The sequence below is a fragment of the Streptomyces sp. NPDC006193 genome (assembly GCF_040613915.1).
In the GTDB taxonomy this organism is placed as follows: domain Bacteria; phylum Actinomycetota; class Actinomycetes; order Streptomycetales; family Streptomycetaceae; genus Streptomyces.
This window is the reverse complement of sequence record NZ_JBEXTB010000004.1, coordinates 245,760-262,887: the sequence shown is the minus strand read 5'-3', so window position 1 is coordinate 262,887 and position 17,128 is coordinate 245,760. Positions and strand designations below refer to the sequence as shown.

The 17,128-nt window shown below is 73.3% G+C and carries 12 protein-coding genes, 3 tRNA genes and 2 pseudogenes; 9 read left to right on the top strand and 8 right to left on the bottom strand.

Translation table 11 applies throughout. From position 1 onward, the window contains the following. Positions 1-29 precede the first annotated feature (29 nt). Positions 30-710, bottom strand: coding sequence for an ElyC/SanA/YdcF family protein (locus tag ABZ261_RS06620; protein ID WP_356855966.1), 681 nt, complete (start codon positions 708-710; stop codon positions 30-32). Positions 711-1,005: 295 nt separating this feature from the next. On the opposite strand from ABZ261_RS06620, the gene ABZ261_RS06615 reads away from it, so the two are divergent. From ABZ261_RS06615 to ABZ261_RS06595, 5 genes are all read left to right on the top strand, one after another. After that, complete coding sequence (locus ABZ261_RS06615; RefSeq protein ID WP_356855964.1) at positions 1,006-1,803, top strand: sirohydrochlorin chelatase; 798 nt, start codon at positions 1,006-1,008, stop codon at positions 1,801-1,803. Between the two features lie 128 nt (positions 1,804-1,931). After that, positions 1,932-3,233 carry a deoxyguanosinetriphosphate triphosphohydrolase gene (locus ABZ261_RS06610; protein ID WP_356855962.1) on the top strand — a complete coding sequence of 434 codons (1,302 nt, stop codon included), beginning with the start codon at positions 1,932-1,934 and terminating at the stop codon, positions 3,231-3,233. 104 nt (positions 3,234-3,337) lie between these two features. Further along, the gene (locus tag ABZ261_RS06605; protein WP_356855960.1) at positions 3,338-4,603 is read left to right on the top strand and encodes an FAD-dependent oxidoreductase; all 1,266 of its coding nucleotides are present in this window, start codon (positions 3,338-3,340) and stop codon (positions 4,601-4,603) included. A gap of 55 nt (positions 4,604-4,658) precedes the next feature. Beyond that, positions 4,659-6,554 (top strand): DNA primase, encoded by a 1,896-nt coding sequence (gene dnaG, locus ABZ261_RS06600; protein WP_356855958.1) that lies wholly within the window; start codon positions 4,659-4,661, stop codon positions 6,552-6,554. A gap of 594 nt (positions 6,555-7,148) precedes the next feature. Further along, a complete protein-coding gene (locus ABZ261_RS06595; protein WP_356856154.1) occupies positions 7,149-8,252 on the top strand; it encodes an RNA polymerase sigma factor in 1,104 nt (367 codons plus the stop codon). Between the two features lie 269 nt (positions 8,253-8,521). Here ABZ261_RS06595 and ABZ261_RS06590 read toward each other — a convergent pair whose 3' ends face one another. Beyond that, a complete protein-coding gene (locus ABZ261_RS06590) occupies positions 8,522-9,313 on the bottom strand; it encodes a glucose 1-dehydrogenase (protein ID WP_356855956.1) in 792 nt (263 codons plus the stop codon). A gap of 87 nt (positions 9,314-9,400) precedes the next feature. Between ABZ261_RS06590 and ABZ261_RS06585 the strand changes: the two genes are divergently transcribed. After that, on the top strand, positions 9,401-10,252 hold the full coding sequence (locus ABZ261_RS06585; protein ID WP_356855954.1) for a helix-turn-helix transcriptional regulator: 852 nt from the start codon (positions 9,401-9,403) through the stop codon (positions 10,250-10,252). 186 nt (positions 10,253-10,438) lie between these two features. Here the strand turns inward: ABZ261_RS06585 and ABZ261_RS06580 are convergent. The 6 genes and pseudogenes from ABZ261_RS06580 to ABZ261_RS06555 form a co-directional block, all read right to left on the bottom strand. Beyond that, a pseudogene (locus tag ABZ261_RS06580) lies at positions 10,439-10,602 on the bottom strand (TetR/AcrR family transcriptional regulator); the annotation flags it as partial. A gap of 81 nt (positions 10,603-10,683) precedes the next feature. Further along, positions 10,684-10,822, bottom strand: a pseudogene (locus tag ABZ261_RS06575) (IS5/IS1182 family transposase); the annotation flags it as partial. A 37-nt stretch (positions 10,823-10,859) separates the two neighbouring features. Beyond that, on the bottom strand, positions 10,860-12,788 hold the full coding sequence (locus ABZ261_RS06570) for an ABC transporter ATP-binding protein (RefSeq protein WP_356855952.1): 1,929 nt from the start codon (positions 12,786-12,788) through the stop codon (positions 10,860-10,862). Then, positions 12,788-14,521, bottom strand: coding sequence for an ABC transporter ATP-binding protein (locus ABZ261_RS06565; protein WP_356855950.1), 1,734 nt, complete (start codon positions 14,519-14,521; stop codon positions 12,788-12,790). Before ABZ261_RS06565 ends, ABZ261_RS06570 begins: the two co-directional genes overlap by 1 nt. A 129-nt stretch (positions 14,522-14,650) precedes the next feature. Continuing rightward, the gene (locus ABZ261_RS06560) at positions 14,651-16,108 is read right to left on the bottom strand and encodes an FGGY family carbohydrate kinase (RefSeq protein ID WP_356855948.1); all 1,458 of its coding nucleotides are present in this window, start codon (positions 16,106-16,108) and stop codon (positions 14,651-14,653) included. An 85-nt stretch (positions 16,109-16,193) separates the two neighbouring features. Next, the gene (locus tag ABZ261_RS06555; RefSeq protein ID WP_356855946.1) at positions 16,194-16,499 is read right to left on the bottom strand and encodes a YtxH domain-containing protein; all 306 of its coding nucleotides are present in this window, start codon (positions 16,497-16,499) and stop codon (positions 16,194-16,196) included. 159 nt (positions 16,500-16,658) lie between these two features. On the opposite strand from ABZ261_RS06555, the gene ABZ261_RS06550 reads away from it, so the two are divergent. From ABZ261_RS06550 to ABZ261_RS06540, 3 genes are all read left to right on the top strand, one after another. Further along, positions 16,659-16,731 (top strand) — tRNA-Asn (locus ABZ261_RS06550). 6 nt (positions 16,732-16,737) lie between these two features. Continuing rightward, positions 16,738-16,810 (top strand) — tRNA-Asn (locus ABZ261_RS06545). A gap of 178 nt (positions 16,811-16,988) precedes the next feature. Further along, a tRNA-Ile gene (locus ABZ261_RS06540) sits at positions 16,989-17,065 on the top strand. Positions 17,066-17,128 lie beyond the last annotated feature (63 nt).

Here is a 17,128-nt window from a genome sequence, read left to right as displayed (position 1 = left end):
GGGAGCCACCGCGCGCCGGGCGGCCGCGGTCACCGCCCCGAGGCCAGCGCCCGCGCCACCCCGGGCTCCTTCGGACCCAGGAACCGCGGATCCGGCCGGAACACCGCGTCCAGCACCGCCTTGCCCGCCGCGAACACCTCGCGCGTGCCGCCGTAGTACCAGGTCGCGTCGTGCACGGCGGACACCCCGACCCCGTACGACTCCACGCCCGCGGCCCGGCACAGCGCGACCGCCCGCCGGACGTGGAAGCTCTGGCTGATCAGCACCGCCCGGTCCACCCCGAAGATCTTCCGGGCCCGGACGCAGGAGTCCCAGGTGTCGAAGCCGGCGTAGTCGCTGACGATCCGCCGGTCCGGCACGCCGTGCCGGGTCAGGTAGGCGCGCATCGCGTCCGGCTCGTCGTAGTCCTCCCGGCTGTTGTCGCCGGTGACGAGGACGACCTCGACGCGTCCCTTCCGGTACAGCTCGGCCGCCGCGTCCAGCCGGTGCGCGAGGTACGGCGACGGCTGCCCCTTCTTCCACAGCCCGGCCCCGAACACGACCGCGACCTCGGTGCGGGGCACGTCCGCCGTCGTGCGCAGCCGGTCCGCCGTGGACAGGCGCAGCCAGGTGGCGGGCAGCAGGGCCAGCACGCACGCGGCCGCCACGGCCTGCGCGAGCCGCCGCTGCCCGGTGCGGGTGCGCGGCAGCCGCGGTCGGTGGATCCTCATACGGCCCCCCAGTGATCGCTTCCGACCGGGAGGACGTCACCGGCGCCGGTCCGGTTCACCTCACGCGGTGCGTCCGTCCGCCGTGAAGCCGCGGAAAACACCCGTGACCGCCCGGCAACGGCGGCGCAACCTCCGGCCGCGACACTCCTTCCATGACGGCGTCGAACCCGCACGGCGACGAGCCCCGCACCCGCCCCGGCAGACCGGCGCACGCACCAGCCCCGGCGGGACGGCGCACCGCACCAGCCCCGGCGGGACGGCCCCCCGCACCCGCCCCGACAGAACGGCGCACCGCATGCACGCCACCGGCGACCGGCTCACCGGACGGCTCCGGCTCGTCCCGCCGCCCGGCCGCAGCCGCCCGGCACCGCCCGCCCTCGTCCTGGTCGCCCACGGCAGCCGCGACCCCCGCGCGCTCACCACCGTGCGGGCGCTGCAGCACCGGGTGCGCGCACTGCGTCCCGCCCTCGCCGTCCACCTGGGCCACATCGAACTGAACGAGCCCCTGCTCCCCGACACCCTCGCCGCCCTCGGCGACACGCCCGCCGTCCTCGTCCCGCTCCTCCTGGGCCGGGGCCACCACGTCGGGCGGGACATCCCCGAGGCGGCCGCCGCCGCGGCGGCCCGCACCAGCCTGGCCGCCCCCCTCGGCCCGCACCCCCTCCTGGCGAGGACCCTGCACGACCGCCTGCTGGAGGCCGGCTGGCCCGCGGCCATGGACGAGGCCGGCCGCCGCACCGGCGCAGTGGTCCTCGCCGCGGCCGGCTCCCGCGACCCCGACTCCGCGACCGACACCCGCCGCACCGCCCGTCTCCTCGCCGGCCGCCTGGGCGTCCCCGTCGTCCCGGCCTACGCCTCGGCGGCGGCGCCGGACGTCCCGGCGGCCCTGCGGGCCCTCGCCGCACGCGGCAGGCGCCGGGTGGCGATCGCCTCGTACTTCACGGCGCCCGGCCGCTTCGCGGCCCAGTGCGCCGAGGCCGCCCCCTGGATCGCCGCGGCTCCCCTCGGAGCCCACGAGGACATGGCCCGCCTGGTGCTGCACCGCTACGACCAGGCTCGCGGGGCGACGGTGGCGGAGCTCGCCTCGGCGTAGCAGCGGGGGACGGCGGCCGGAGAAGCGGAGAGCCGTTCGCCCGCCCGCCGCCCCCCGGCACGCGGACAGGCCGGACGGGTGGGCGCCGGCGGCCCCCGCTCGTCACCGCGGGCGCTTACTGTCAGATCATGGAAGGCACCGCACTCACCACGGCATACGACCCCGCGTCCGTCGAACGATGGGCCCCGGAACCCGACAAACGCCCCGGCCGCACCGCCTTCCAGCGCGACCGCGCCCGGATCCTGCACTCCGCCGCCCTGCGCCGCCTCGCCGGCAAGACCCAGGTCGTCACCCCGGGAGCCCGCAGCATGGCGTGGGACGCCAGTCCCCGCACCCGCCTCACCCACTCCCTGGAGTGCGCCCAGGTCGGCCGGGAACTGGGCGCGGCCCTCGGCTGCGACCCCGATCTGGTCGAGGCGGCCTGCCTCGCGCACGACCTGGGCCACCCTCCCTTCGGCCACAACGGCGAGAGCGCGCTGCACGAGTTCGCCGACGACTGCGGCGGCTTCGAGGGCAACGCCCAGTCCCTGCGGCTGCTCACCCGCATCGAGCCCAAGCGGTTCACCCCGGAGGGCTCCGTCGGCCTCAACCTCACCCGCGCCACCCTCGACGCCGCCACCAAGTACCCCTGGCCGCGCGGCGGCCACCCCACCGACCCGGCATCGCGGAAGTTCGGGGTCTACGAGGACGACCGCCCGGTGTTCGACTGGGTCCGGCGGCACGCCCCCGGTCTGCGCACCTGCTTCGAGGCCCAGGTCATGGACTGGTCGGACGACGTCGCCTACTCGGTGCACGACATCGAGGACGGCCTGCACGCCGGCCACATCGACCCCGCCTGCCTGCACTCCGGGCCGGAACGGCAGGCGGTCTTCGACGTCGCCGTCCGCCGGTACGCGCCCGGCGCCGACCCGGCCGAACTCGCCGAGGCCCTCGACCGCCTCCAGGACCAGGAGTGGTGGCCCCACGGCTACGACGGCACGGCGCTGGCGCAGGCCCGCCTCAAGGACGCCACCAGCCAGCTCATCGGCCGGTTCTGCCTGGCCGCCGAGGGCGCCACCCGCGCCGCGTGGGGACACCGCCCGGGCCGCCCGGACGCGGGAGGCGGCGGCCGGCTCGCCCGCTACGGCGCCGAACTCGTCGTGCCCCGCGAGACCCGCATGGAGTGCGCGGTGCTGAAGGCGGTCGCCGACCGGTACGTGATGCAGCGCGCCGAGCAGGAGCGGCTCCGCGCCGACCAGCGGGTCATCGTCGCGGAGCTCGCGCAGGCGCTGACCGCCCGGGCGCCGTACGGCCTGGACCCTCAGTTCCGGGCGCTGTTCGACGCGGCGGCCGACGACCGCGCGCGCAAGCGGGTGATCGTGGACCAGATCGCCTCCCTCACCGACGCCTCCGCCCTGTCGCTGCACGCGAGACTGACGGGGCACAGGTGAGAGGAACGTGACCCCCGCTGGCCTGATCGGGTCACTCCCTCTTCCCGCACCACGCCGCGTGCGGGACGCTCGCATGTGGCGGCAGTCCGACGAGGAGGCAACAAGTGGTCGACGCGGATCAGACATTCGTCATCGTCGGAGGCGGTCTCGCCGGCGCGAAGGCGGCCGAGACGCTCCGGGCGGAGGGCTTCACCGGCCGCGTGATACTGATCTGCGACGAACGCGACCACCCCTACGAGCGCCCCGCGCTGTCCAAGGGCTATCTGCTCGGCCGGGAGGAACGCGACGGCCTCTTCGTGCACGAGCCCGCCTGGTACGCGCGCAACGACGTCGAGCTGCACCTCGGCCAGACCGTCGACCGGATCGACCGCACGGCGAAGACGGTCCACTTCGGCGACGACGGCACCTTCGTCCGCTACGACAAGCTGCTCCTGGCCACCGGCGCCGAACCCCGCCGCCTCGACGTCCCCGGCACCGGCCTGGCCGGCGTGCACCACCTGCGCCGGCTCGCCCACGCCGACCGGCTCAGGGGCATGCTGGCCGCGCTCGGCCGGGACAACGGGCACATCGTGATCGCCGGCGGCGGCTGGATCGGCCTGGAGGTCGCGGCGGCGGCCCGCGGGTACGGCGCGGAGGTCACGGTGATCGAACCGGCGCCCACCCCGCTGTACGGCGCCCTCGGCCCCGAGCTGGGCGCCGTCTTCGCCGAACTGCACCGCGAGCACGGCGTCCGCTTCCACTTCGGGGTGCGGCTGACGGAGATCATCGGCCAGGACGGCATGGTCCTCGCGGCCCGCACCGACGACGGCGAGGAACACCCGGCGCACGACGTGCTCGCCGCGATCGGGGCGGTGCCGCGCACGGGCCTGGCCGAAGCCGCGGGCCTGGAGCTGGCCGACCCGGCGCACGGGGGCGGCGTCCTGGTCGACGCGCGGCTGCGGACCTCCGACCCGGACATCCACGCGGCCGGTGACGTGGCCGCCTTCCCGCTCGCCCCCTCCGGCGCCCGCGTCCGGGTCGAGCACTGGGCCAACGCCCTGCACGGCGGTCCCGCGGCGGCCCGCGCCATGCTCGGCCGGGACGTGACGTACGACCGGGTGCCGTACTTCTTCACCGACCAGTACGACCTCGGCATGGAGTACAGCGGGTGGGCCCCGCCGGGGTCGTACGACGAGGTGGTGATCCGCGGCGACGCCGGGAAACGGCAGTTCATCGCCTTCTGGGTGAAGGAGGGACGGGTGCTGGCCGGGATGAACGTGAACGTGTGGGACGTCACAGGGCCGATCCAGGAGCTGATCCGCGCCCGGGCCCGCGTGGACACCGATGCCCTCGCCGACCCGCACGTCCCCCTGGAGGGCCTCGTCCCCTGACCCCCGCCGCTCACGGAGGCCCGGCGCTGTCACAGCACCCCCGTAGAATTCACGCGTGGCAGGACGGATCAACGACGAGGACGTGAAGGCGGTACGGGACGCGGTCCCGATCGACGCCGTCGTCTCCGAGTACCTCCAGCTGCGCAACGCGGGCGGCGGCAACCTCAAGGGCCTGTGCCCGTTCCACGACGAGAAGTCGCCGTCCTTCCAGGTCAGCCCCAGCAAGGGACTCTTCCACTGCTTCGGCTGCCAGGAGGGCGGCGACACCATCACCTTCGTGATGAAGGTGGACCACCTCTCCTTCTCCGAGGCGGTCGAGCGGCTCGCCGCCCAGGCCGGCATCACCCTGCGGTACGAGGAGGGCGGGTACAACCCGGCCCACCAGCGCGGCGAGCGCATCCGCCTGGTCGAGGCCCACAAGATCGCCGCCCAGTGGTACGCGGAGCAGCTCGCCACCGGCCCCGAGGCCGAGACCGGCCGGAAGTTCCTCGCCGAGCGCGGCTTCGACCAGGCCGCCGCGGAGCACTTCGGCGTCGGCTACAGCCCCCAGGGCTGGGACCACCTCACGCGCTACCTGCGCGGAAAGGGCTTCACCGACAAGGAACTGCTCCTGTCCGGCCTGGCGCAGGAGGGCCGCCGGGGCCCCATCGACCGGTTCCGGGGCCGCCTGATGTGGCCGATCCGGGACATCAGCGGCGAGGTCGTCGGCTTCGGCGCCCGCAAGCTGTACGAGCAGGACACCGGCCCGAAGTACCTCAACACCCCCGAGACGGCGATCTACCGCAAGAGCCAGGTGCTGTACGGCATCGACCTGGCGAAGAAGGAGATCGCCAAGACCAGCCGGGCCGTCGTGGTCGAGGGCTACACCGACGTCATGGCCTGCCACCTCGCCGGGGTGCGGACGGCCATCGCCACCTGCGGCACGGCCTTCGGCGGGGAGCACATCAAGATCCTGCGCCGGCTGCTGATGGACAACGGCAGCGCGCGCGTCATCTTCACCTTCGACGGCGACGCGGCCGGCCAGAAGGCCGCCCTGCGCGCCTTCGAGGACGACCAGAAGTTCGCCGCCGAGACGTACATCGCCATCGCGCCCGACGGCATGGACCCCTGCGACCTGCGTCTCGCCAAGGGCGACGAGGCGGTCGCCGACCTGGTCGAACCCCGCACCCCGCTCTTCGAGTTCGCCCTCCGCCAGATCGTCGGCCGCTACGACCTGGACACTCCGGCCGGCCGCGCCGCGGCCCTGGACGAGGCCGCGCCGGTCGTCGCCCGGATCAAGAACACCGGCGCCCAGCACGAGGTGGCCGTGGAACTGGCCGGCATGCTCGGCATCCTCGACACCCAGTTCGTGGTCCGCCGGGTCGCCCAGCTCGCCCGCTGGGCCCGTGACGGCAAGGGCCCGCAGCGGCCGCGCCCCGCGCAGCAGCAGCAGTGGGAGGCCGGCCCCCGCCCCGCTCCCTCGGGACCGGCGCTCACCCTGCGCAACCCCGTCTACGCCACCGAACGGGAACTGCTGAAACTCGCCCTGCAGCGGCCCGAGCTGGTCTCCCCGGCCTTCGACGCGTACGGCGTCGACGAGTTCACCGCCCCGCCGTACGCCGCCGTGCGCCAGGCGATCGCGGAGGCGGGCGGCACCGGGTTCGGCGTCCAGGACCCGCAGGAGTACCTGGTCCGCGTCCGCGAGGCGGCCCCCGACGACACCGTCCGCGCCATGGTGACGGAGCTGGCGGTGGAGGCGATCCTGCGGCGCACGGTCGACGAGACCTACGCGGGCGAACAGCTCGTGACCGTACGCCGCCGCGCGGTCGCCCGCCGGCTGACCGACCTCCAGAGCACGCTGACCCGGCTCGGGCACTCGGATCCGGCGCAGTCGGCCGCCGTGCAGAACGAGATGATGATCCTCACCAGGTACGACAGGGCGCTGCAGGACGAGGGTCCGTCCGCTCTGTAGGAGCCGGGGCCGCGGGGGTCAGCACCCCGTCACGGAGCGGACGCAAAAAGTCACCGCACGCCCCTCGTGGCGGGGTTGCGTCGTACCCCACACTGGGGGGCGGTGCCCGAGTCCCAGGCCGTCGATTCTCCGCTCCCGCTCCCGAAGCAGCGCTGCCGCCCTCCTTCAGCAGCGAACATCCTGGAGGTCGCCCCCGTGCAGACCCAGACCCTCGCCCAGACCGACAGCAGCACCAGCGCCACCGGCACCACCGCGGACGAGCAGGACGCGGAGTCGAACGCCCTGACGGCCGTGCCCCCGCAGGGCACCCGCCACCCGGCGGAACCGCCCGCCGCCGAGTCGGACGCGACCGGGGTGTCCGCGGAGACCGAGCAGACCGGGCAGATCGAGGAGCCCGCCGAGTTACCCGAGCCGGCCGAGCCGGCCGAGCCTGCCGAGCTGGCCGGGCCTGCCGGGCCTGCCGGGCCTGCCGGAGCCGCCGGAGCCGCCGGAGCCGCCGAGCCGGCCGGGTCTGCCGAAGCCGCCGGGCCTGCCGGCCCCGTGGATCTCGCGGAGCCGGCGGACCTGGCCGAGCCCGCGGGGAGGGCGGACCTGGTGGAGCCCGTGAACCTGGCGGAGTCCGGGGAGCCGGCGGACCTGGCCGAGCCAGTGGATCTGGCGGAGCTGGTGGAGCCCGTGGGACCGGCCGACCTGGTGGAGCCCGTGGAGCTCGCGGAGCGGGAACTCGTGGAGCCGGTGGAGCCGGTGGAGCCGGTCGAGGTCCCCGCCGCCCGGGCCGAGACCGGCGGCCCCTCCGCCGACCTGTTCCGCCAGTACCTGCGCGAGATCGGCCGTGTTCCGCTCCTGACCGCGGCCGAGGAGGTGGAGCTGGCCCGCCGCGTGGAGGCCGGCCTGTTCGCGGAGGAGAAGCTGAGCAGCACCCCCGACCTGGACAGCCGGCTGGCGCTGGACCTGGACCGGCTGGTGGTCATGGGCCGGATGGCCAAGCGGCGGCTCATCGAGGCCAACCTGCGGCTGGTGGTGTCCGTCGCCAAGCGGTACGTCGGCCGCGGCCTGACCATGCTCGACCTGGTCCAGGAGGGCAACCTCGGGCTCATCCGCGCCGTGGAGAAGTTCGACTACGCGCGCGGCTACAAGTTCTCCACCTACGCCACCTGGTGGATCCGCCAGGCCATGTCCCGCGCCCTGGCCGACCAGGCCCGCACCATCCGCGTCCCGGTCCACGTGGTGGAGCTGATCAACCGGGTCGTCCGCGTGCAGCGGCGGCTGCTCCAGGAGCGCGGCTGCGAGCCGACGCCCGAGGAGGTCGCCGCCCAGCTGGACCTGACGCCCGAGCGGGTCGGCGAGGTGCTGCGCCTGGCCCAGGAACCGGTGTCGCTGCACGCCCCGGTCGGCGAGGAGGACGAGGTCGCCCTCGGCGACCTCATCGAGGACGGCGACGCGGCGAGCCCCGTCGAGTCGGCGGCGTTCCTGCTGCTGCGCCAGCACCTGGACGCCGTGCTGTCCACGCTCGGCGAACGCGAACGCAAGGTCGTCCAGCTCCGCTACGGCCTGGTCGACGGCCGCCCGCGCACCCTGGAGGAGATCGGCCGCCTCTTCGGCGTGACCCGGGAGCGGATACGCCAGATCGAGTCCAAGACCCTGAACAAGCTCAGGGACCACACCTTCGCGGAACAGCTGCGCGGCTACCTGGACTGAGGGGACCGCCGCACGGCGGCCCCCCTCGCGGCCGGACGCGACGTCCTGGGTTCTGCCTCTCCGGTCAGCGCTGTGCCCGGATGAGGATGCCTGCGAGGTTGATGCGCGGGGGGCTGCCGTGGCTGACCTCGGCCCCACCGCTCCGCGGAAGGCCGTCAAGGGCATGAGCTGCCCAACGGACAGGGAACATCTAGTCGGGCAGGTGCTGCGGACAGGGCGGGCGACGAGATCGGCCGCACCTTGACGACCTGCGGAGGCCCCCGCCGGGCTCACGCCCGCATGCCGCCGTCCACCCGCAGCACCTCGCCCGTGACATAGGAGGCCCGGTCGCTCAGCAGCCAGGCGGCGGCTTCGGCGATCTCCTCCGGCTCGGCGGCCCGGCCCAGCGGCGTCTGCGCGTTGAGCCGGTCGACGACACCGGGAGAGTCCGCCTCCCATTCCCCGAGCATCTCGGTGAGCGTGGTGCCGGGCGCGACGGCGTTGACCCGGATGCCCTCCGGGCCGTACGTCACCGCCGCCGACGCGGTCAGGCTGTTCAGCGCCCGCTTCGCCGCCCCGTACGCGGGCAGCCAGGGGTTGCCCATGAGGCTGCCGACGCTGGAGGTGTTGACGATCGCGCCGCGTCCGGCGGTGGCCCGGATGGCGGCTACCTCGGCCTTCATGGCGAGCCACGGACCCTTGAGGTTCACGGTGCAGATGCGGTCGAAGTCGTCCTCGGTCATCGCGTCCAGCGGGCCCGGAGTCTGGCCCGTCGCACCGTTGTTGAAGGCGACGTCGAGCCGGCCGTACAGCTCCACGGCACGGCCCACGGCGGCGCGGACACTGACGGCGTCGGCCAGGTCGCAGCGGACGTGGTCGGCGGTGCCGCCGGCAGCCCGGATCTCCTCGGCCACCGCCGCCAGCCGGTGCTCGGTGCGCGCCGCCAGCAGCACGCGGGCGCCCTCCCGGGCGAACAGGCGTGCCGCGGCGGCGCCGATGCCGCGGCTGGCGCCGGTGACGAGAGCGACCTTGCCGTCGAGCAGGCCGGTGCGGACGAGGGTCGAGTTCGGTGTGTCGTTCATGCCGTCGAGCCTGTGCCCGGCCGCTGCGCTCATCCAGGCACCGCGAGTACCTGGCTGGACTCTTCGCGGGCCGCGCACACTGGACCGGTGGACCGACGAGCACTGGGCGCCTTCCTGCGCAACCGACGTGAACGCATCACACCCGCCGACGTGGGACTGCCCGCCGGGTCGCGCCGCCGGACCCCGGGGCTGCGACGCGAGGAGGTGGCGCAGTTGGCGTACATCTCCACCGAGTACTACACACGCCTGGAGCAGGCCCGCGGCCCCCGCCCGTCCCGCGAGGTGCTGGCCCAGCTGGCGCGCGCGCTGCGCCTGACCGACGCCGAACGCGACCACCTGCACCACCTGGCCGGAACCCCTCCCGGCCCGCCGTCCGGGCCCTGCCGGGAGGTGCGGGACAGCATCACCGCCCTGCTGCACCGCCTGCCGCAGGCCGCGGCGATCGTACTGTCCGCGACCTACGAGGTCATCGCCTGGAACGATCTGGCCGCCGCCCTGATGGAAGACTTCTCCGCGCTGCCGCCCCGTGACCGCAACCTGCTGCGGCGGGCCTTCCTTGAGCCGTCCCGGGACGGCCGGCGGCTGTACAGCGTGTCGGGCGCGGGCGAGTTCGCCCGGACCGCCGCCCAGCACTTGCGCGCCGCGGCGGCCCGCTACCCGGACTCCCCTGAGGTGAGTGGACTTGTCGCGGAACTTCTCGCGGGCAGCGAGGAGTTCGCCCGGCTGTGGGCCGAGCACGAGGTGACCGCACGGCCCACCCTCTGCAAGACCTTCGACCACCCCCTCGTCGGTCCCGTCTCCGTCGACTGCGACGTCCTGGACATCACCGACCGGGACCAGCGGGTCGTTATCTACACCGCCACGCCCGGCTCACCGTCGGAGGAGGCGCTGCGGCTGCTGTCGGTCATCGGCACTCAGCGGATGGACGTACCCGGCTGAGGCGGCCTCCCACCGCCCGGGGCCTGGCGGGGCCGTCGCTCAGCCGGCTGAGGCCGTCCAGCCTTTCGCCTCGATCAGCGCCGCGTCCGCCGGGCGGGCCTCGTCGAACTCTCACCGCGTCGGCGGTTTCCACGCGGAGCCCGTCGCCGTAGGCGCCACGGCCCACATACTGCCGGTCTGGCTGACCTCGGCGGTCAGTGACGACCAGTGGCCCGCTACCTGTGCCGAACGGGGTAGGTCGCCCGGGTCGAGACCGCGCGGTAACCGTGTACTGCCCGCTCGGGGGTCAGGCCGCATTCGACCAGGCCATCGACGATCTGCTCGACAAACCACAGAGCGGATGTCGCCATCGAACGCACCACCAGCCGCCACGTCCCGGCCCTGGACCGCTGCGCCGGCTGCGGCAACATGGTGCGCACTGATCTTCACGCCGAGCAGCTCCGCGCCCGCGCCGACAGGCCTCGAGCGGGCCGCGGTGGTCGGCCCGTCGCCGCACGCGGACCGGATCGGCCGGCATCAGCGGCTCGATCCGGTCCACACCGCATCGGTGATCACTGACCGGACGGACACATCCGGTCAACCGACCAACCCATCAAAGACACACGGCCTAGTCCACCTCGGCGACCGCCTGCGCGAACTGCGCCTTGTACAGCCGGGCGTAGGCCCCGTCCGCCGCCAGCAGCTCGGCGTGCGCGCCCTGTTCCACGATCGACCCGTTCTCCATGACGAGGATCGTGTCCGCGTCCCGGATCGTCGACAGCCGGTGCGCGATCACGAACGACGTCCGGCCGGCGGCCAGTTTGGCCATCGCCTTCTGGATCAGCACCTCGGTCCGGGTGTCCACGGAACTCGTCGCCTCGTCCAGCACCAGGATCACCGGGTCGGACAGGAACGCCCGCGCGATGGTGATCAGCTGCTTCTCACCGGCGCTGACACCGGTGCCCTCGTCGTCGATCACGGTGTCGTAGCCGTCGGGGAGGGTGCGGATGAACCGGTCCGCGTGCGCCGCCCGCGCCGCCTCCTCGATCTCGCCGCGGGTGACCTCGCGCGAGGCGCCGTAGGCGATGTTCTCCGCGATGGTGCCCCCGAACAGCCAGGTGTCCTGGAGCACCATGCCGATGCCGGCGCGCAGTTCGTCCCGCGTCATCGTTCGGATGTCGACCCCGTCCAGGGTGATCCGGCCGCCGGAGACGTCGTAGAACCGCATCAGCAGGTTGACCAGCGTGGTCTTGCCCGCGCCGGTCGGGCCGACGATCGCCACCGTGTGCCCCGGCTCGACCGTGAGCGACAGATCCTCGATCAGCGGCTTGTCGGGGTCGTACCGGAACGACACGTGCTCCAGCCGCACCCGCCCGCGCAGTTCCGCCGGCCGCTCGCCCGGCACCGGGTCCGCCTCCTGCTCCTCCGCGTCCAGGAGTTCGAAGACCCGCTCGGCCGAGGCGACGCCGGACTGCACCAGGTTCGCCATCGACGCGATCTGCGTCAGCGGCATCGAGAACTGCCGGGAGTACTGGATGAACGCCTGCACGTCGCCGATGGAGAGCGCGCCCGAGGCGACCCGCAGACCGCCGACGACCGCCACCAGCACGTAGTTCAGGTTGGACACGAACATCATCAGCGGCTGCATGACGCCGCTGTTGAACTGCGAGCGGAACGCGGCCTCGTACAGCGCCTCGTTCTGCTCGGCGAACTGCTGCGCCGACTCGTCCTGCCGCCCGAACACCTTCACCAGGGCGTGCCCGGTGTACATCTCCTCGATGTGCGCGTTCAGCTTGCCCGTGGAGCGCCACTGCTGCACGAAGTGCGGCTGCGAGCGCTTGCCGACCCGGGTGGCGACCACGAACGACAGCGGGACGGTGACCAGCGCGACCAGCGCCAGGATCCAGGAGACCCAGAACATCATCGCGAGGACGCCGACGACGGTCAGCACCGAGTTGATCAGCTGCCCCATCGACTGCTGCAGCGTCTGCCCGATGTTGTCGATGTCGTTCGTCGCCCGGGACAGCACCTCGCCGCGCTGCCGCTTGTCGAAGTACGACAGCGGCAGCCGCGACAGCTTGCCCTGCACGGCCTCCCGCAGCCGGTACATCGTGCGGTTCACGGCCCGGTTCACCAGCCGGGTCGCCACCGCCATCAGCAGGCCGGCGACCAGGAACGTGCCGAGCGCGAGCAGCAGGACGTGCCCGACGGCGGTGAAGTCGATGCCCTGGCCGGGGGTGAAGTCGGTGCCCTGGAGCATGTCCGCGACCCGGTCCTGGCCGCGCTCGCGCATGGAAGCGAGCACCTGCTCCTTGGTGGCCCCCTCGGGCATCCGCCGGCCGACGAGGCCGGCGAAGACCAGGTCGGTGGCCCGGCCGAGGATCTTCGGGCCGATCACGCTCAGGCCCACGCTGACGACCACGCACAGCAGCAGGCCGTAGATCGTGAGGCGTTCCGGTCGGAACTGGGCGACGAGCCGTTTGCCCGACCCCTTGAAGTCCATCGAGCGCTGGTCGGGGCCGCCCCCGGTCATCATGCGTCCCATGGGCCCGGCCATCAGGCGGCCTCCGCTTCCGTCAGCTGGGAGAGCACGATCTCCCGGTAGGTCTCGTTGGTCGCCATCAGTTCGGCGTGCCGGCCGGAGCCGACCACCCGGCCCTCGTCCATGACGATGATCCGGTCGGCGTCCCGGATGGTCGCCACCCGCTGGGCGACGATGACGACGGTCGCCTCCGCGGTCTCCCGGGCGAGCGCGGCGCGCAGGGCCGCGTCGGTCGCGTAGTCGAGCGCGGAGAAGGAGTCGTCGAAGAGGTAGATCTCCGGGCGCTGCACCAGCGTGCGGGCGATGGCGAGACGCTGGCGCTGACCGCCGGAGACGTTGCCGCCGCCCTGCGCGATGGGCGCGTCCAGCCCGCCCTCCAGCCGCTGCACGAAGTCCTTGGCCTGCGCCACCTCCAGCGCGTGCCACAGCTCCTCGTCGGTGGCGTCCGGGTTGCCGTAGCGGAGGTTGGTGGCGACCGTGCCCGCGAACAGGTACGGCTTCTGCGGCACCAGTCCGACGGTCCGCGCGAGCAGCCGCGGATCGACCTGACGGACGTCCACGCCGTTGACCAGGACCTCGCCCTCGGTGGCGTCGAACAGCCGGGGGACGAGTCCGAGCAGCGTCGACTTGCCGCTGCCGGTGGAGCCGATCACGGCGGTGGTCTCACCGGGCCGGGCCACCAGGTCGACGGCCTTCAGCACCGGCTCCTCGGCGCCCGGATAGCGGAAGCCCGCGCCCCGCAGCTCCAGGTGCCCGTGCCCGCGCAGCTCGGTGACGGGCGCCGCCGGGGGCACCACGCTCGACTCGGTGTCCAGGACCTCCTGGATGCGCTCGGCGCACACCTCCGCGCGCGGCACCATCATGAACATGAAGGTGGCCATCATCACGGACATGACGATCTGCATCAGATAGGCGAGGAACGCGGTCAGGTCGCCGATCGCCATCCCGCCGCTGTCGATCCGGTGCGCGCCGAACCACACCACCGCGATGGACGACACGTTCACCACCGTCATGACGACCGGGAACATCAGGGCGAGCGTCCGGCCGGTGGCCAGCTGCATCTCGGTCAGTTCGGCGTTCGCGGTCCCGAACCGGCGCTGCTCGTACTCGTCCCGGACGAAGGCGCGGATCACCCGGTTGCCGGTGATCTGCTCGCGCAGCACCCGGTTGACCGTGTCCAGGCGGACCTGCATCGACCGGAACAGCGGGCGCAGCCGGCGCACGATCAGCGTCACGCAGACGCCGAGCACGGGCACGACCGCGACCAGCACCGCCGACAGCGGCACGTCCAGGCCGAGCGCCAGCACGATCCCGCCCACGCACATGATGGGCGCCGACACCAGCAGGGTGAACGACATCACGGCCAGCATCTGGATCTGCTGTACGTCGTTGGTCGTACGGGTGATGAGGGAGGGCGCCCCGAAACGCCCCACCTCCCGCGCGGAGAAGGACTGCACCCGGTCGAAGACGGCGCCGCGCACGTCCCGGCCGAGCGCGGCGGCGGTCCGGGCGCCGTAGAACACGGCCCCGACGTTGCACACCACCTGCACCAGTGAGATGCCGATCATCAGCGCGCCGAAGGACACGATGTACCCCGTGTCACCCTTCACGACACCGTTGTCGATGATGTCGGCGTTCAGGGTGGGCAGGTAGAGGGTGGCGCAGGTCTGCAGGAACTGGAGCAGCACCAGAAGTGCGATGGGTCTCTTGTAGGGCCTGAGATACGCCCGAAGAAGTCGTATGAGCACGCTAGGTCTCTCGGAGTCGGCGACAGGGGGCTGGTCGGTTGCCCCTGGCCCCTATCGTCGGACACTCCACCCGCGTTACCTCAACCGATTAACCCGACCGGTCCGGTGCGCCGCGCCGCCGACCCGCGGTCACAGCCCGAACGCCCCCGGATGGGTCTGCTCCCGCACCGCCGTGAACTGCTGCCGCACCGCCTGCCCGACGGCCAGCTCCTCGCCCGGCTCCAGCACCTGCGCCGCGGCGCCCTGCCAGGCCGGCGGGGTCCGCGGGTCGAGGGCGCCCTGCGACACGCCGAGCGCCCAGGCCGCCTGCCGGGCCGCGCCGATCGCCGCGTAGTCCGCGGGCTGCGGCACGACGACCTGCGCGGCGAACAGCGAGGGCGCCGAGGCCTGCACGGCGGGCAGTTCCGCGGCCGGGCCGAGCAGGAAGACCCGGCGCACGTCCACGCCGCGCCCGCGCAGCACGTCCAGCGCGTCGGCGAGCCCGCACAGCATCCCCTCGAAGGCGGCCCGCGCCAGGTGCTCCGGCCGCATCGACTCGCGCCGCAGCCCCGCGAGGGTGCCCGCGGTGTGCGGCAGGTTCGGCGTGCGCTCGCCCTCCAGATAGGGCAGCAGCACCAGCCCGTGCGCCCCCGGCGTCGACTTCATCGCCAGGTCGGACAGGCTCTCCAGGTCCGGCAGCCCGAGGAGTTCGGCGGTGCCGCGCAGGGTGCGCACGGCGTTCAGGGTGGTGACGACCGGCAGGTGCATGCCGGTGGCGTCGGCGAGCGAGGTGATCATGCCGGACCGGTCGGTGAGCGCCTCCGTGTGCACGGCCGTCACGGAGCCGGACGCCCCGAGCGACACGACGGCGTCGCCCAGCCCCAGCCCGAGCCCGAAGGCGGCGGCCATGGTCTCCCCGGTGCCGGCCGAGATCAGCAGCCCCTCCGGGGTCGTGCCGGCCGCTTCCGCCGGGCCGATCACCTCCGGCAGCACCGCGTGGTGCCCGAGGGCCAGCTCGACCAGGTCGGGGCGGTAGGCGCCGGTCGCCGCCGACCAGTACCCGGTGCCGGAGGCCCCGCCGCGGTCGGTGGTGCGGCGGACCGGCCGCCCCAGCAGCTGCCAGACGAGCCAGTCATGGGCCTGGAGGAGGGCCGCCGTCCGCAGCGCGCTCTCGGGTTCGTTCTTCGCCAGCCAGCGCAGCTTGGTGACCGGGTGGGCGGCCTGCGGCACGCTCCCGACCGCCAGCGCCCAGGCCTCCCGGCCGCCGAGCGCGTCCACGAGATCGGCCGCCGCGACCTGTGCGCGCTTGTCGCCGCCGACCAGCGCCGGGCGGACGGTGTTGCCCTGGGCGTCCAGCGGGACCAACGCGTTCTGCTGCGCGGAGACGCCGATGGCCTGCACGCCCTCCAGCAGACCGCCGCCCGCGGCCTCGCCCAGGGACAGCAGCCAGGCCTGCGGGTCGACGTCGCTGGGGCGGCCCCCACCGCCTGCGGGCGGCTCGACCGGGTGCGGGGCGTACCCCTGGCGCAGCACGGCACCGGTGTCCGTGTCACAGACCACGATGCGCGTGAAATCGGGCGAGCTGTCCAAGCCGGCGACTATCCCCATACCGAAGATTTTGCCGTACCGCCGCCGCTGCTCCGGCCGGGCGCCGGGGGCGGGGCGCCCGGCCGCGGCCGCGGCAGCGGAGCCTTCACACGGTGGACGTGCCCCAGTCGTCCCCCGCCGTGGTGGCGCCGTTGCGGTCCCGCAGCGACCGCACCCGCTGGGCCACGGACTCCGGGACCCGGTCGCCGACCTTGTCGCTGACCGTGTGGAACGCCTTGCCCGCGTAGACGCGGCCCTGGTGGACGGCCGTCTCCGCGGTGTTGCGCACGGCGGGGTTCTGCGCGATCTGCCGGGCCGACTTCTTCAGCTGCTCATAACGCTCGCGTCCGGCCCTCGTGCCGAGTACGTAACCGAGGGCCAGTCCCGTGAGGAACGTGAGCCGGTAGCGCATGGCTGCCACCCTTCCCGTGTGTAGGTCTCTGGTGCGGCGCTGGCGCCGAGGGATACCGATTGGCGAAGCACCCCCCTGCTTGCGCTAATGTATGTGTCGCAGCGAGCGCGCGCCCCCTGGCGAATACCCAGGTAGGCGCGTTCGATGCAATCGAGGCGATCCTCCGTAGCTCAATTGGCAGAGCAGCCGGCTGTTAACCGGCAGGTTACTGGTTCGAGTCCAGTCGGGGGAGCTTCGGTCCTCCGTAGCTCAATTGGCAGAGCAGCCGGCTGTTAACCGGCAGGTTACTGGTTCGAGTCCAGTCGGGGGAGCACGCGCTGAACGAGGACCCCGCAGGGGTCCTTTTTCATGTCCGCGGGAACCGCCGCGCCTGCGGGGATGTCCTCAGGGGCATGAGCAGCGCGGAAGCCGACCATCCGAAGCAGGAGATCGTATGAGCGGCTATGCTGCGGCAGACGGCGCGCACACATGTACGCGACACGCCGCTATGGGGCGGTAGCTCAGCCGGTTAGAGCAGCGGACTCATAATCCGTCGGCCGTGGGTTCGAGTCCCACCCGCCCCACCAGGCACCGCAGGTGCAGAAACGATGGGACCTGCGCGGACAGAAGCGGTCGCTTCCCGGGCCGTC

Bases quoted from the DNA above. Each gene is read 5' to 3' on its own strand.
- ABZ261_RS06620 (WP_356855966.1), bottom strand. From the start codon at position 710: ATGAGGATCCACCGACCGCGGCTGCCGCGCACCCGCACCGGGCAGCGG.
- ABZ261_RS06615 (WP_356855964.1), top strand. From the start codon at position 1,006: ATGCACGCCACCGGCGACCGGCTCACCGGACGGCTCCGGCTCGTCCCG.
- ABZ261_RS06610 (WP_356855962.1), top strand. From the start codon at position 1,932: ATGGAAGGCACCGCACTCACCACGGCATACGACCCCGCGTCCGTCGAA.
- ABZ261_RS06590 (WP_356855956.1), bottom strand. From the start codon at position 9,313: ATGAACGACACACCGAACTCGACCCTCGTCCGCACCGGCCTGCTCGAC.
- ABZ261_RS06570 (WP_356855952.1), bottom strand. From the start codon at position 12,788: ATGGCCGGGCCCATGGGACGCATGATGACCGGGGGCGGCCCCGACCAG.
- ABZ261_RS06560 (WP_356855948.1), bottom strand. From the start codon at position 16,108: ATGGGGATAGTCGCCGGCTTGGACAGCTCGCCCGATTTCACGCGCATC.
- ABZ261_RS06555 (WP_356855946.1), bottom strand. From the start codon at position 16,499: ATGCGCTACCGGCTCACGTTCCTCACGGGACTGGCCCTCGGTTACGTA.